Raw genomic sequence first — 14,788 nt, 5'->3', positions numbered from 1 at the left:
TGGATGCCTTTTTTCTTTTCAGACTATGAGCTAAAGAAAGTGCTTTGTGATATGTCATTAGAGTTAAGCTAATTGATGTGCCTACACTCACAAAAGCAATAACAAAAGGGTCTGCGACCCCCACTAAAAAATCAATGATATGGCAACAAAACCAAAGACGACAGTCACAGAACTGTCCTATTTCCGACTATCCCTATTATCTTATCTACTTGATACACACCCCGACAAAGCCACTGACCAGGAATTTATTGCTGTGCGTGGCGATGCCGCAGCTTTAGGCTACAGCCAAGCTATAAAAGAAGGTCATACCCACGACGAAGCAGAAGCAATATCTTCACAAGTCCTCTATGAAGACTTACACTTCTCTACTTTCCGAACCCTTGTAACTATCCTTTGGGAAGAATTTTCCGAAGAAGTCAACCCCTCACAAGCCGAAGGTATAGCAAAGGAACTACTACCACGCCTTACGGATACGATTCAAAAATACACCTTGTCTGATGATTTCGCCGATACACCTGAGTACAATCAGTTTTACACGGAGCTGACTGGCGAAATACAAATACTTCTCGAAAATGGCTTATAATAAGAAAGTCCATCTTCGGGATAATATCGAGGCAATACGCATTGCATTCGCACTCGATAAAGAGAAAAGGCAGGCTACCGATGATGAAAAAATAAAACTGGCAGCCTATTCAGGTTTCGGAGGGATAAAAGCCGTGTTGAATCCCGCCGCCAAACAGGAAGATATACAATATTGGAAAGCCTCGGAGCATGATTTGTTCCCTCTGGTAACTGAATTGAACCAAGTGTTACGGGATGGAGCGAAAGACGATGCCGAATATAAGCGTTATGTAAGTTCGCTTAAAAATTCGGTCCTGACCGCTTTCTATACACCCAAGCCCATTATTGATGCCTTGGCACTCGCTCTGAATAATAGTGGTATCAAACCTCAACGTTTTCTTGAACCCAGTGCAGGAGCCGGAGCATTTATAGCATCGTTCAAAGAAACAGTTCCCGATGCCGAAGTAACAGGATTTGAAAAAGACCTGCTGACGGGCAAGATTCTCTCGCACCTCCACCCAGAGGATAAAATACGGATTGAAGGCTATGAGAAAATGGAAGGTCGTTATGCACAGCATTATGATGTTATAGCCTCTAACATTCCTTTCGGGGATGTAGCGGTATTTGACCCCTTGCTCTCCAAACATGAGATACCCGCAGTCAGCCAATCGACAAAGGCAATTCACAATTACTTTTTTACCAAAAGTGTGATGGCTGCTCGTGAAGGTGGCTTGATAGCTTTTATCACTTCGCAGGGCGTACTTAATTCGGAACAGAACAAACCAATCCGTGAATATCTGATGAATACCTGTCAGGTAGTTTCAGCTATCCGATTACCCAATAACTTGTTTACAGAAGAAGCAGGAACAGAAGTAGGAAGTGATCTGATCATTCTGCAACGCAAGAATGCAAATATTTTACCAACCCAAAGACAGCAAGATTTTATCGAATCTCGCAAGTTATCGAACGGCATATCTGTAAATAATCTGTTCAAAGACTTCGACAGGGTGATACAGACCGATGTAAAAGTCGGTACAGATCCTTATGGAAAACCCGCAATGGAATTTACTCATACCGGTGGAACGGAAGCCATCGCTGCCACACTATATCGGATGCTGAATGAAGATTTTTCCAAACATCTCGATCTGGAGCACTACTTATCTCATGCTCCGCAAAAACAGGAACAACAACCAATCGTAGCTCCGATACAGGAAATATCTGTTTCGGATATGGTAGAACTAAGTTCCAAATCGGCTTATGAACCTATTGAAGAAGATTTAGTCCTTTTCCATCCTTTTGCAGAAGCCAGAAACCGCAAAGCATGGACGGAACTCTCCGAACAGGAAATCAAAGAAGTTATGGAATCACGTATTAATCAACCAAAAGAACAGGCGAAAAATGTACCGACAACAGCAGAGAAAAAAGATACAATCATCAAGGATGAAGCCAGTGGATTGTTTGTAAATATAAACACGGGAGAAGTGATAGAACAAAAGGAAGTGTCGCCGCCTGATATACAGCAACAGCCGATTGTTACTTTGTACGATTTGTTTGGTTTTTCAGCCGAAGAGCGTTCGCAGATTAAACAGCCCAAACGTTCCCGTCGCCGTATGCCTATACTACCGCCTAAAGCCATCCAGCAAAAGGAGGTACAAACTAAAATCCCGACAGCAAGCAAACCTATCGAAACTCCCGAACAACGTGCGGAGCGGTTGGAAAAGGAAAGGGCGGAACGGTTGAAACCCATTCCGATGGCAATACCCCAAAACGGATTGCCCAAACATTATAAGGATGGCTCATTAGTAACAGATGTGGATAATCGCATCGGCTATCTGCGAGATATAGACGGACACCAGCCCATGTTTCATCCTTTGGAATTGCCACCAAATCAACAAAAACGGGCATCGCTCTATATTGAGATACGCGATACCTATAACCATCTGTATAACAACGAAGCCGATACACTGAAAGAAAATCCTGCATTACGGCAGATGCTCAATCGCCTATATGATGATTTTGCACAAAAATTCGGAAATCTGAACGATGCAAAGAACCTCGACCTTATCAAAATGGATACCGCAGGTCGGGAAATACTCTCTTTGGAGCGTTATCGGGAGGGTAAAGCGATGAAGGCTGATATTTTCGAACGTCCCGTAGCCTTTAATCCCGATGAGATTTCTAAAGTAGATAATGCATACGAAGCTCTTGTCTCCAGTCTCAACAAGTACGGGGCGGTCAATTTGGATTACATGGTTTCTCTAACGGCTAATACACAAGAGGGAATACTTGACGAACTGAAAGGCAAGATTTACTTCAATCCTCTTGTGAGAGGCTATGAAGTAGCGGACAAGTTTGTAGCGGGTAATGTTATTTCCAAAGCAGACGAAGTACAGAATTTTATTGACCGCAACCCGAATCATGAAGCGGCTAAAGAATCACTGACCACTTTACAGGATGCTATACCCAAGCCAATCGCTTTCGACGATCTGGATTTTAACTTCGGTGAACGTTGGATACCATCGGGCATCTATGCTGCTTTTGCTTCACATCTCTTTGAAACAGACGTCAATATCCATTATGCACAAAGCCGCGATGAGTTTAGTATAAATTCCAATACAAAAAATGCCAAGATTAGCGATCAGTATGCTGTCAAGGGAGAAAGCCGCACCTTTGATGGTATTGCCTTGATGCGTCATGCACTGCATGATACCACTCCCGATATTACCAAAACGGTCAGAGTAGATGGCAAGGAGACGAAAGTACGGGACGGAGAAGCAATTCAACTTGCCAACACCAAGATAGACGAAATGCGGAATGGCTTTTCGGATTGGCTCAGAGAGCAGACGCCCGAATTTAAAGACCGACTTGCCGATATTTATAACCGCACGTTCAACTGCTTTGTACGTCCTGAATACGACGGTTCACACCAGACTTTTCCCGGACTAGACCTGAAAGGTTTAGGTATTCCCGATTTATACAAGAGCCAGAAAGATGCCATCTGGATGCTTAAATTGAATGGTGGTGGCATAATCGACCATGAGGTGGGTGGCGGTAAAACCTTGATTATGTGCTGTGGTGCAATGGAGATGAAGCGGCTCGGATTGGTGAACAAACCACTTATCACAGGACTGAAAGCCAATGTCCATGAAATCGCTCAGACCTTTTGTACGGCATACCCTGATGCAAAGGTGCTATATCCCGGCAAAGAAGACTTTACACCACAGAACCGCAATCGGATTTTCAACGAAATGAAAAACAACAATTGGGATGCGGTGATTTTAACACATGAACAGTTCGGAATGATACCACAATCCCCGGAGATACAGCGGGGTATCTTACAGGCAGAACTCGACAGCGTGGAAGAAAATCTCGAAGTGCTGCGTTCACAGGGGAAAGAGGTATCGAGAGGGATGCTGAAAGGTTGTGAGAAACGCAAAACCAATCTTGAAGCTAAATTAGAAGGGGTAGCTCACCAGATCGAAAACCGCAAGGATAATATGTCGGATTTTCGGATGATCGGTATAGACCATTTGTTCGTAGATGAATCTCACAAATTTAAAAATCTGACTTTTACCACCCGCCATGACCGTGTGGCAGGCTTGGGAAATACTGACGGTTCGCAACGGGCACTCAATATGCTCTTTGCCCTGCGTACCATACAGGAACGCACAGGAAAGGATTTAGGGGCTACTTATTCATCGGGAACAACGATTTCCAATTCATTGACAGAATTGTATTTATTATTCAAATACCTACGTCCCAAAGAATTGGAAAGGCAGGGTATCAACACCTTTGATGCTTGGGCAGCTATCTTTGCCAAGAAAACCAAAGATTACGAGTTCTCAGTTACCAATCAGATCGTACAGAAAGAACGTTTCCGCTATTTTATTAAAGTGCCGGAACTGGCTTCTTTCTATTCCGAAATTACCGACTATCGTACCGCACAGGATATTGGTATAGATCGTCCCGAAAAGAACGAGATTCTGCACAATATACCACCCACACCCGACCAGCAGGAGTTTATCGGTAAGTTGATGGAGTTCGCCAAAACAGGTAATGCCACTCTTTTGGGACGTGCACCATTATCGGAACGAGAAGAAAAAGCAAAGATGCTGATAGCAACCGATTATGCCCGTAAGATGTCACTAGATATGCGGATGATAGATCCCGATAAATACGGCGACCATATAGACAACAAAGCCAGCCATTGTGCCGCGTCGATAGCGGACTATTACCAGAAATACAATACCCAGAAAGGGACCCAGTTTGTATTCTCGGATTTGGGAACCTATAAGCCGGGGCAATGGAGTCCTTACACCGAGATTAAACGCAAATTGGTAGAAGATTACGGCATCCCTGCATCCGAGGTAAGATTTATTCAGGAAGCTACCAGCGAGAGGGCACGTAAAGCTATGATAAAAGATATGAACGAAGGTAGAATCCGTGTCATGTTCGGTTCTACCGAAATGTTGGGAACAGGTGTAAACGCTCAAAAACGAGCAGTTGCCATTCATCATTTGGACGCACCGTGGCGTCCGTCAGATCTGGAGCAACGCGACGGGCGAGCGATACGAAAGGGCAACGAAATAGCCAAACTGTATGCTGATAATAAGGTAGATGTGAAAATATATGCCGTGGAAAAATCACTCGATGCCTATAAATTTGGCTTATTGCACAACAAACAGTTATTTATCAAACAGCTTAAAAACAACAATTTGGGGACTCGAACTATTGACGAGGGTAGCATGGATGAGAAAAGCGGCATGAATTTTTCTGAATATGTAGCTATTCTATCAGGGAACACCGAATTGTTGGAGAAAGCAAGGATTGAGAAGAAAATTGCCGCTTTGGATAGTGAAAAGCAGGCTTTCGTTCGGGGGAAATCATCGAGCCGCTACAAATTAGAGAACATCATGCAGACCGTAGAATCCAATAAAGGATATATTGATCGCATCTTCAAAGATGTGGAAGCATTCAATAGTAGGGTGCAAACTGCTTCTGATGGCTCGCGACTCAATCCTGTAAAATTGGATGGTTTTCAAGCCACCGATCCGGTTGCCATTGGCAAGAAGTTGAACGAGATAGCAGACAAAACACGTACACACGGGGCACACGAAAAAATCGGTTCATTATATGGTTTTGATTTATTGGTAAAATCCGAAACTACGAACAAAGATGGTTTCGATCTGATACAAAACCGTTTTTTTATACGTGGTGAGGGGCAGATACTCTATAACTACAACTATGGAAGTTTGGCAGCAGACCCAAAAACAGCTTCGCTGAACTTTCTGAATGCACTCGACAGTATGCCTAAACTTTTGGAGAAGTACCAAACAGACACCGATAAACGGATGCAGGATGTACCCGTTCTAAGGCAAGTTGTAGAAGGTATTTGGTCGAAAGAGAACGAGTTGAAAGATTTGAAAACGGAACTTACTGCATTGGAGCGTAAGATAGAGTTATCATTGAAGCCCATCGAGCAAAGTGAGGGACAAGAAAATGTTTCTGAGAAGAATCAGATTCAATCTCAGAATAGCTCAAAATCAACAGCGATTCAAGATGCCCCTATGCCAAATACTTTGCAAGGAGTGAAAGAGGTTATGAGAGACAGGTTCGTTATTGCATCGGTGGGTAGTAGTCCGCCACCAAAGGAAGAAAAAAGAGGTATGAAACTCTAAAAGAAGATGACCGTAGAAGAATAATTCAAATAATTCTACGGTCTTTTTATTTATTCCTTTTCTATCATTTCTTCTTCAGTACCATCTTTAAAATGATCACGAATAAATTTCTCTACGTTTTTCTCTGTGTAAAATATCTTGTGATGGATAGTTATATAGGTCAGTTCTCCAGCCGAGCGGTAACGCTGTAAGGTGCGTTTACTTACGTTCAGCATTTGGCATAAGTCTTGATTGTCTAAAAGTCGTTCACCGTTCAGTACGTTATGTCGTCCGCTCATTATATCCATAAATTTATCCAATCGGTCAAAACGTCCCATGAATTGCTCAAACCACTTTTGCATGAAATCCTTTAGGTTGTTATCGTCGTTCATCTATTTGCTTGTTTTAATTTCTTCTGCAAGTTTAGCGGAAACGAAAACAATAAAAGTGGTATCTACCACCGCAGATACCACCATTTAGTTTGTAACATATTGATTATTAAACTTAGTGTTTTACTTATAGAATTTGTCTACTTCATTCTTATAAACGGCAAACAATCGTTCTAGCAAGGATGACGAATTCTTTTTACGTTCCATTGTACGGGCTTTACGACTATAAATATTTTTAGGTATTTTGATATTGAAGATAAGTTTCAGTCCTTGTATGATTTCGGCAAAACTGATTAGTTTACCGGATGCTTTACGAATCAGTTTAATGTTATAAATAGCTATTGCCAGTTCTATTAGATCTGTGATTGTCCCTCCCCAGATATAATAGCCGGAGGAAGAAGGCTCTGTTGTGTTATTTGTATCGGAAGAAACAGGTTTTGGATTATACTCTATCCATTGCAAAGCAGCATTAAGGAAGGATAAACTATGGGCTATGCAACTTAGAATTGGAGCATTTTTTTTCCCGCCCCCTTATCGCTTAATGACATCTGGAATCCTTCCAATTCTAAGCGGGTATAATGTATTGTAAAATAAGCAGGAATACTTTCTTTCTCTGAGGTACAAAGAGTCGTGACTTTATGTACGAAGTCTTCATACGCTGATTCAATATCATATTTGCCAAGATTGAATGTTCCATCCATCTTCTTCAGCAGGCATAATAACTGTGTGTTTATTAATCTTTTCATATCACTCATTTTTTTAGGTTATTATTAAAAGCAAACAGGTGGCAATACCGTATTTACTCAGCTTTCTGTTTCTTATTAGACAACTGCTTTATTTCTCTGAAAATTATAAGTGCTATATCATGCTATTAATCTGCTTATTTCTTTTAGGCTAACCGTTTTCAATCACTGTTATATAGGCTTATCATGTTCAGAGTATCGACTGCATACATCTTAATCTTACTCATATTTTAGGACTCTCTATTTTAATTATGTGTGTCATCAATAACATTCTCAAAATAATATGTAATTCCCTATTTGTCGTATTAATTGAAATAAGAGAAATTATTGACACGATATAGATATAATATTTAACTTCTCAAATTTCATTAGACTGTCAAGCCAGATCCTCTGAGACTGGCATTAGCCTGTTAAAGAAAGGATACTAGCACATCTATTTTTATAGCTTATTTATAGGAGCGGCTTGGCTCCACATTTCTTTCAATACCAATATGATATTCCTTTTCTTTTGTCCAATACGTTATGTAATCAATACTATATCTTACCCCGGAATGATGAGTACGGACTTTTATTTCATAGTCTCCGCATAAATCCTGCTGTTTCTGTAACTCTGTTATTAATTCGCTTATTTTCATTTTTTTTATTTTTATAAAAAGAAGAATCTTTAATATTTGCTGACAGATAACGTCCGATGAAAATAGAATCAATAAGATCATATTCACTGGCGAGAAATCCGAGGCTAATTATTCATATTATTTTTTCTTTATATGTATTACTTCCAATTTAATTTCACATCCAGGTTCTTGGCCATATTCCCTGTTATCATCCAGTATAATATCTGTCTATTCTTCTTGAAGCGATAGAAGCCCAAGGTGCAGAAACTGTCAAATGCAGGAGTATCAGTACCTCTGGAAATCTCATAATTCACAGCAAAAATAATCCGGGATAAAATATTATCTATATAAAGACATCCACCTCCGGGTTCTTTATTTAATCCTTCGAGATAGGTCAAAATCTTTTTCTCTGCTTTGTCGGATACTTCAGGTTCGAAAAGTGTAAAACTTGTCAGTATATCTTTCTCCAAGCGATATATACAATAAATATTTCCGAAAGGGGAATCACTTAATCCGTAAACTAAACCTTCCTTAGGGTTATAAGTCCCTTTAATTATCTGGTTCTGTAAGTTTCTTATTATCCGCTTAGCGTATCGTTCCATGTATTCGATATGTTTAATTTTATATATTGTATACTCCTTTATATATCTTTTACGTATATGTACATTCAATTTCCTGTGCAGGTAGAAAACAAAGAAGAAATTAATAGAATAATCAGGATACTTATTATTATCAATATGCCTGCAATTTTCTCCCAATCATATCTTTTGGAAAACTTTTTAATCATTTAAGTTATTTTTTCATTCTTTCTTCTTCTTATTCCATTCTCTTAAAAACTTTATTCTAAGATTATATATCACAAACATATGGTTAGAAATTATTCATTACGCCTTATGTTTATTTTATCGGTATAATTTATAAACCGCGCGAAATATCGCATCTCACACGGTTCATACTTAACACAAACTTTACAAAACTACACTGCTGCCTATTAAGATGTTGGCAGCATTTTATTATTTATTTTAAAAGAACCCTGTCAGTCTTGTTGATAGATCTCGTTTTTCCGATAACCCGTACAATGTAAACTCCATTCCTATACTGACTACTCTCCGTAAGTTCTGTAGACTGTTTTTTTAATGCTTTTTTATTGGCAATGAGTCTTCCTGTCAGATCATAAACTTCAACTGTGCAATCTTCTCCACTCTGATTATCTATGGTTATGACATTATTTCTAACATAAATATTAATCAAGGCAGACTTTGTGTTATCCTCAATCAAACCGGACGATGATACAGTAATCTTAAATCTGTTATTAGATACATTTATTCCTGTAATTACATATTCGGCGTCATTAACAATCGGATAACTACGTCCCGTAGACAGGTCATACAGGTATAAATTACGGGATTCTACCTCCGCTGCGACCGAAAGATTAATAGAATAAGTTTCATTCAGTCCGGAGCTAACACCAATGGTTGTGCCCGTCATTTGAGGAACAGTTGCTATCTGATAATCGGATTGGTCACCGCCTGAAACATATGCTTGCATAAGGTCTCCTTCTTTTATTTTATAGCCATCCCAACCGTTGTCGAATCCAGTGCTAGCATCAGCTTCTTCGAAGAGCCAGACACGGTCAGCCGATCCACTACTGATAACATCCATCACAATATGAGGCAATTGTGCTGTACTACTTTTAAGTTCAGCGGATTTCCAAGGGGTGACAGTCGAGGTAGTCAATTCATTTTTTACCAGCTGGTCATATGGCAGTGTAATATTACCCGGGCTTGTTACATTCAGCATAAATGTATGCATAGATAATATCCTGTCAGGTATTCCGACTTGTCCAGCAAGGTTGAATGGAACAGCCTGATATTGTCCTGCTGCAATCCCGTCTGCACTTCCTCCGTTAAGCTTTCGCCATTGATCCCGCGTTCCCATATTGAACAGGTAAACGGTATTTTCATTTAACAGTACACTACCCAAACCGATCGCTGCGGATGTTATAGGTATAGCCGCTGTATATGAGTTGGAGACCAAGTTCATGCCTGAATAATTCACATTTGAGGTTCTGGTAAGACCAATTATTGCGTCTCCAACATTCAATATACCCTCAAAGCCATATATATGTGTGGGTAATGTATTTGTCGTATTGGTTATTTCATACCCTTTGAAGGCCTTCAATTCCGTATCCGGTGTATAAGGCGCCGGACGCCATTTGTTGCCGTTATAGGGTTCTACCCATTGATTGACAGTTTCAACTTTCGGATTCAAGTAAGGATAATCGGAAGATTGTACCGGGATGCCAAAATATTGCCACTGTCTTCTATAGAACCCGCAGGTGGCACATTCGTAAGCTTTATTATAAAATTCGACAGTAGCATTTACCTGCTGGTTCTTTGAAGGATCTGAAAAAAGTAATGTGCCGGATGCTTTATCAGGATTAGACTTTACGATAATAGTCCCATTGTCTGAGTTATTGTCGTTAACCGTTCCATTGATTATCAGTTTATTCTCTGTTGTAATAACTAAGTTTACATCAGAATTATTGATAAGATCGCCGATTATGCGGTCTTTGTCAAGATGCAGATCCCTGATGGCTGTTCCTTTTCCGTTTCCCGTACCGGTTATTCCGTTATTTGTATTTGTTGCAAATTCTATATTTTCTCCTTCAGCAGGCACAAAGTTTGCAGTCCAATTTACTTGTTTGGCCCAATCAGTATCAGTCGTACCATACCAATAGTTGTACCATTTCAATGTTGCACTGGCTGAGTTGTTATCCGGATTTGTATCGTCGTTGTATTGAACCGTTGCTATATTTGTCCATTTATTCAATTGTGCAGTAGGATTATTGGCATTTACCTTGATATGAATTGCCGGATATGAAAACAATGCATTCAAAGCATCTGTACGCTTAAATGTATATGTATTTCCATTAACAGAAGCTATCCACCCATTGGATGCAAGTCCACCTGATTTACCGGTATAATCAGTTACAATCAGACCATCAGGAATGGCGTCTGTTACAGTAACTGTGTTACCTGCGACTTTATTATTTCCGCTTAGATTAGTCACTGTTATAGTAAAGGTGTTTCCGGTTGCTTGGGCAACACCATCGTTATCCGCATTCTTTTCTATACTAAGGTCCAAATTTGGATTATATACGGTAGTACTAACCGTGGAGTAATTATTTGTTTTATCATCGTTTAAACCTGGTATTTCGGGAGGAATAATATCTGCATTATTAACTATTTTTCCTCCTGCCGGAATTCCATTTAATTTCCCTTTAATTATAAAAGTACCTGTACTGTTAGGAGCCAATGTCATGGTTGCCGATAATGAATTTTTATTCCAGGTGACATCTGTTCCACTGGTAAAGCCAACTGCGGTATTACCTGCATTGCCATCATTGTTGAAAGTAACGCTATTGATAGAAAATGTACTGCCGTATATAATATTATTACCATTACCGTCCTTTATTACATCGTTTAATACTAAGCCGGGCAATGTTGAGGTCGAATTGTTAATCACATTTACAGTATAGGTTAATTCTCCGCTTTGAGAAGAATTTTCCATATTTACACTCTTTTGTACAAGGACATCTCCGGGGGTAGTAATAAGAATATTTCGTATCTCATGATAATTGACAGATGCGCCTGTAGAAGCTGAGAATCCGAGTTTAAGCTTCGCCGGAGGAACGTCTTCTGTCAGATAGTTTATAAGTTCGGTAAAAGTTCCATTAGGAGTTGTAGTCCACTGTACTCTAATTCGGTATTGATTAGCTTCCGGTTCAATATAAATCCTCACTCTTCTGTAAAACTGTAAATCAGTTGGTCTATTAGAAGTTTGAGTAGCATAAGCGATATTTCCACCATAGCTATTTCCAACTGTTTGACTTGTCAAGAATCTATATGGTGGATTCGTACTGTTTTTAGGAGCTTCGGGGCCCCTTAGCGTAATTGCATTTGCTCTATAACCCGGACCATCTTTCCCCTCTTCATTTGATGCAAAATTGCCGAATTCATCCAATCCTACGCCAAGGTAAGCACCAGCAAGACCAGGTGTATAACCACCCAAAGTACTTGCTGCATATCCTAATGATCCACCAAATGCTCCAATCCTAAATGTAGGAGTATCAGCATCAAATAAAAAAATACAAATACCATCAGCGCTCCCTGATTTACTACGCCAAGTCTTATACTCAAACTCTATATATGCACCTAATGTACTTGGAAAAGAATTGTTTATATAAGCATATCCCTGCTGTGAGTTATCATCTTTTGTTAATCGGAGCCAACCTTGGTTTATCGGATCCGGGTTACCAGATGTGAGATATGCTTTCGGATTTCCACCCAAGATAATATTACTGCCAACAGAACTTCCTTTAAAATTTTCGGTAATTGTAAATTGTGCTTTGAGCGAAGATACACAGAAAAAGCAACTAATAAATAATATTGAAAGTAATTGAATTCTTATATGTTTGTAGTGATTGGTCATATTCATTCTTTTATTTATACAAGATCTATCTGGTCTTGATTTTATTATTATATTTCCACATCATAGATATACCAATTGTTACGTTCTATTTTTACCGGCAGTTGCAATTTGTAGGTCTCGTCTCCAAATTCGGGTGGCGGCAGGAATCCTCCATCAAAATAAGGTAGGCTGAGCTCTATGCTTGTTCCTCCATTATCCCGTTCGTTCAGATAAGTAGTCAGGGTGAGGCTTATTACTTTGCCTGCATCCAGCGTGTAAGATGATATAACATCGTTCCAATTCACCCAAGTGTGTGAACTGGCCAAGTTATCGGTTTTCGATGCCGGTTTCAGTACATAGGTATTCTTATCGAAATCGATAAGCCTGTATTTATATTGGGCAGCGCCTTCCCCCGACAATAGTGTTCCCCGGTGCTCTGCTGTCAAGCTTATGTTGAGTTGTACTTTGGCCACAGCCCGAATCAGAGGAATACTGCTAAGCTGGTAATTCGAATTAAAATCGTGTGTCTTATTGCCCGACATCAAGATAGGAGTCGTTAGCGTCGCAGACCAAGGCGTGTCACTTGATTGTAAAACGGATTGTAATCCGGCTATTGAAGTGACTGCGTCGAGTGATGTTTTTATGCCGGAACAGTTAGCTATAATATAAACGTCTCTACTGCCAGCCTCCGACTGAGTGAGGTCTAGCAAAACTTTTCTATCTGCATTACTCCATGATCCTCCGGTAAAGGTCGCCGAGGATATGTAATAAGATTTAAATGTCTGTGCCCCTGATGTAGGAAATAAAAACACATACAGGTTATCAATTGTCTGTTCAGCGGCAGAGCCATTGTCAGTAGCTGCTTTCAGACTCCCTTTAACGAAATTGTTTATTTGAAAAGAGAGTATTATTTTTTCATTATCCATACTGCCAGCCACAGGGTCGTCATCACCTGAACAACCGGTGAACAGCAGACTTAAGAAGCCTATTATGTATATATATATTTTCATATTCTTTTATTTATTTACTGAATGTCTTTACCAGAATCCCATTGTAATATACTTCCAGATAATTCCCGGATTGAGGAATATTTATCAGTGTATAATCTTCTTTGTCAGTAGGACTTGTCTTTATAAAGTCTTTAGTCAATGCATCGTCTGAGAAAGTACATCCGTTTATAGCTTTCAGTATGACATGATGCGGATCACAAACTTCTATCGTATTATCGATTGTTACATTCCCGTCATCGTCAACGTTCACATTGTATCCGTAACCCATATAAGTTGCACTTTTCTTAACTGTCCACGGATCGATGGTATAAATAATTTCTATCGTTTGCAATTTTTTGATAACATAGTAGTAATGCCTGTTTCTGTAGATGTTATAGTCGGGCTTATCCGTATTTTGACCGGTGGCAAAGGCCAGATAATCCGTGTCGGTGATGGTGCGGTCGTCTGTAATGACAGGTATGTCGTAGAATTTTCCGTTAAGGGTTTCAATCCTGAAGTAGTTGACCGGTTTATGATCTGATACTGACCAGACAGGATTTGTATTCATCATCATGGCTTCCGGCATATAGTACAGGTATGAATTACCCACTTTTTTTAACAGCTTATCTTCATAATACCCTACAGTTGCAGGATACATATCCGGTATGAGCCCGAACTGACGATATGCATTTTTATAATAAATGTTCTTGACACCGGAACCTATAGATGCTCCCTCTATTACGACTTCGAGTTTGGCGACAGCACGGATTAATTTCACCCGGTTTTCTTCTGTCCCGTCCACAACAGGTCGGAAAGGCTTCGGCTGGTAGATGTTTCCACCTTCACTTACTGTTTGGTTCAGATATGTTCTGGACATCGGGAAGCCCTTACTTTCTGCGGCTGAAAGATACAGGTCTGTATCCATATCGCGGAAAGCAGACATGTAGCTATCCATCAATGACTTTGTAGCTATCACCTTCAATTCTGCCATCGGCATATTGGCCACAAAATAAAAATCACGCTGTCCTGTGGTCAGCTTTACGGTAAAGGTTTTTTCCTTATCGGTAAAGGGTATTGCTTCATCGAAATATTCAGAGATCTTTTCTCCTGTCGATGAATCGAAGACCAGCAAGGCTAGATCGTGTACGCGATCTTCATAATCTGCTGCATCTTCATTGATTGTTTCCGTATCGGCTGCCTGCGCCCTGGTTACAGATAAGTATACCTCCTGTCCTTTGGTTGTCTTGTCTGTTTCATCCTGATTTTCATAGATAAAAGAGTCACAAGCCACAAGCAGAACCGGCAGACAGAGTAAGAGTATATATCGTATTTTTAATATCATAATCGTTTGGATTATTCAAG

General features: G+C 39.9%; 10 protein-coding genes. 2 read left to right on the top strand and 8 right to left on the bottom strand.

Going from position 1 to position 14,788, the window contains the following annotated elements; genetic code table 11:
- Positions 1-139: 139 nt before the first annotated feature.
- On the top strand, positions 140-583 hold the full coding sequence (locus HMPREF9455_RS03995; RefSeq protein ID WP_006798319.1) for a DUF1896 family protein: 444 nt from the start codon (positions 140-142) through the stop codon (positions 581-583).
- Positions 573-6,239, top strand: coding sequence for an N-6 DNA methylase (locus tag HMPREF9455_RS03990; RefSeq protein ID WP_006798318.1), 5,667 nt, complete (start codon positions 573-575; stop codon positions 6,237-6,239). Before HMPREF9455_RS03995 ends, HMPREF9455_RS03990 begins: the two co-directional genes overlap by 11 nt.
- Before the next feature lie 50 nt (positions 6,240-6,289).
- Here HMPREF9455_RS03990 and HMPREF9455_RS03985 read toward each other — a convergent pair whose 3' ends face one another.
- The 8 genes from HMPREF9455_RS03985 to HMPREF9455_RS03950 form a co-directional block, all read right to left on the bottom strand.
- Positions 6,290-6,610 (bottom strand): helix-turn-helix domain-containing protein, encoded by a 321-nt coding sequence (locus HMPREF9455_RS03985; RefSeq protein ID WP_006798317.1) that lies wholly within the window; start codon positions 6,608-6,610, stop codon positions 6,290-6,292.
- A gap of 120 nt (positions 6,611-6,730) precedes the next feature.
- Positions 6,731-7,069 (bottom strand): RteC domain-containing protein, encoded by a 339-nt coding sequence (locus tag HMPREF9455_RS03980; RefSeq protein WP_006798316.1) that lies wholly within the window; start codon positions 7,067-7,069, stop codon positions 6,731-6,733.
- A 38-nt stretch (positions 7,070-7,107) separates the two neighbouring features.
- Positions 7,108-7,353 carry a hypothetical protein gene (locus tag HMPREF9455_RS03975; RefSeq protein WP_006798315.1) on the bottom strand — a complete coding sequence of 82 codons (246 nt, stop codon included), beginning with the start codon at positions 7,351-7,353 and terminating at the stop codon, positions 7,108-7,110.
- Between the two features lie 443 nt (positions 7,354-7,796).
- Positions 7,797-7,985 carry a hypothetical protein gene (locus HMPREF9455_RS03970; protein ID WP_006798314.1) on the bottom strand — a complete coding sequence of 63 codons (189 nt, stop codon included), beginning with the start codon at positions 7,983-7,985 and terminating at the stop codon, positions 7,797-7,799.
- Between the two features lie 137 nt (positions 7,986-8,122).
- A complete protein-coding gene (locus HMPREF9455_RS03965; protein ID WP_006798313.1) occupies positions 8,123-8,566 on the bottom strand; it encodes a hypothetical protein in 444 nt (147 codons plus the stop codon).
- Positions 8,567-8,981: 415 nt separating this feature from the next.
- Positions 8,982-12,458: a T9SS type A sorting domain-containing protein gene (locus HMPREF9455_RS03960; RefSeq protein WP_006798312.1), complete on the bottom strand. Its 3,477-nt coding sequence runs from the start codon at positions 12,456-12,458 to the stop codon at positions 8,982-8,984.
- Between the two features lie 47 nt (positions 12,459-12,505).
- A complete protein-coding gene (locus HMPREF9455_RS03955; protein WP_006798311.1) occupies positions 12,506-13,447 on the bottom strand; it encodes a fimbrial protein in 942 nt (313 codons plus the stop codon).
- A gap of 10 nt (positions 13,448-13,457) precedes the next feature.
- The gene (locus HMPREF9455_RS03950; RefSeq protein ID WP_006798310.1) at positions 13,458-14,768 is read right to left on the bottom strand and encodes a fimbrial protein; all 1,311 of its coding nucleotides are present in this window, start codon (positions 14,766-14,768) and stop codon (positions 13,458-13,460) included.
- Between the last annotated feature and the right edge of the window lie 20 nt (positions 14,769-14,788).

This window comes from Dysgonomonas gadei ATCC BAA-286 (assembly GCF_000213555.1).
In the GTDB taxonomy this organism is placed as follows: Bacteria; Bacteroidota; Bacteroidia; order Bacteroidales; family Dysgonomonadaceae; genus Dysgonomonas; species Dysgonomonas gadei.
The sequence above is the reverse complement of the archived record's forward strand: the minus strand, read 5'-3'. Positions and strand labels throughout refer to the sequence as shown.

What these genes read in the sequence shown, in the direction of transcription:
- HMPREF9455_RS03995 (WP_006798319.1), top strand. Translation starts at nt 140, where the DNA reads ATGGCAACAAAACCAAAGACGACAGTCACAGAACTGTCCTATTTCCGA.
- HMPREF9455_RS03990 (WP_006798318.1), top strand. Translation starts at nt 573, where the DNA reads ATGGCTTATAATAAGAAAGTCCATCTTCGGGATAATATCGAGGCAATA.
- HMPREF9455_RS03985 (WP_006798317.1), bottom strand. Translation starts at nt 6,610, where the DNA reads ATGAACGACGATAACAACCTAAAGGATTTCATGCAAAAGTGGTTTGAG.
- HMPREF9455_RS03975 (WP_006798315.1), bottom strand. Translation starts at nt 7,353, where the DNA reads ATGAAAAGATTAATAAACACACAGTTATTATGCCTGCTGAAGAAGATG.
- HMPREF9455_RS03970 (WP_006798314.1), bottom strand. Translation starts at nt 7,985, where the DNA reads ATGAAAATAAGCGAATTAATAACAGAGTTACAGAAACAGCAGGATTTA.
- HMPREF9455_RS03965 (WP_006798313.1), bottom strand. Translation starts at nt 8,566, where the DNA reads ATGGAACGATACGCTAAGCGGATAATAAGAAACTTACAGAACCAGATA.
- HMPREF9455_RS03960 (WP_006798312.1), bottom strand. Translation starts at nt 12,458, where the DNA reads ATGACCAATCACTACAAACATATAAGAATTCAATTACTTTCAATATTA.
- HMPREF9455_RS03955 (WP_006798311.1), bottom strand. Translation starts at nt 13,447, where the DNA reads ATGAAAATATATATATACATAATAGGCTTCTTAAGTCTGCTGTTCACC.
- HMPREF9455_RS03950 (WP_006798310.1), bottom strand. Translation starts at nt 14,768, where the DNA reads ATGATATTAAAAATACGATATATACTCTTACTCTGTCTGCCGGTTCTG.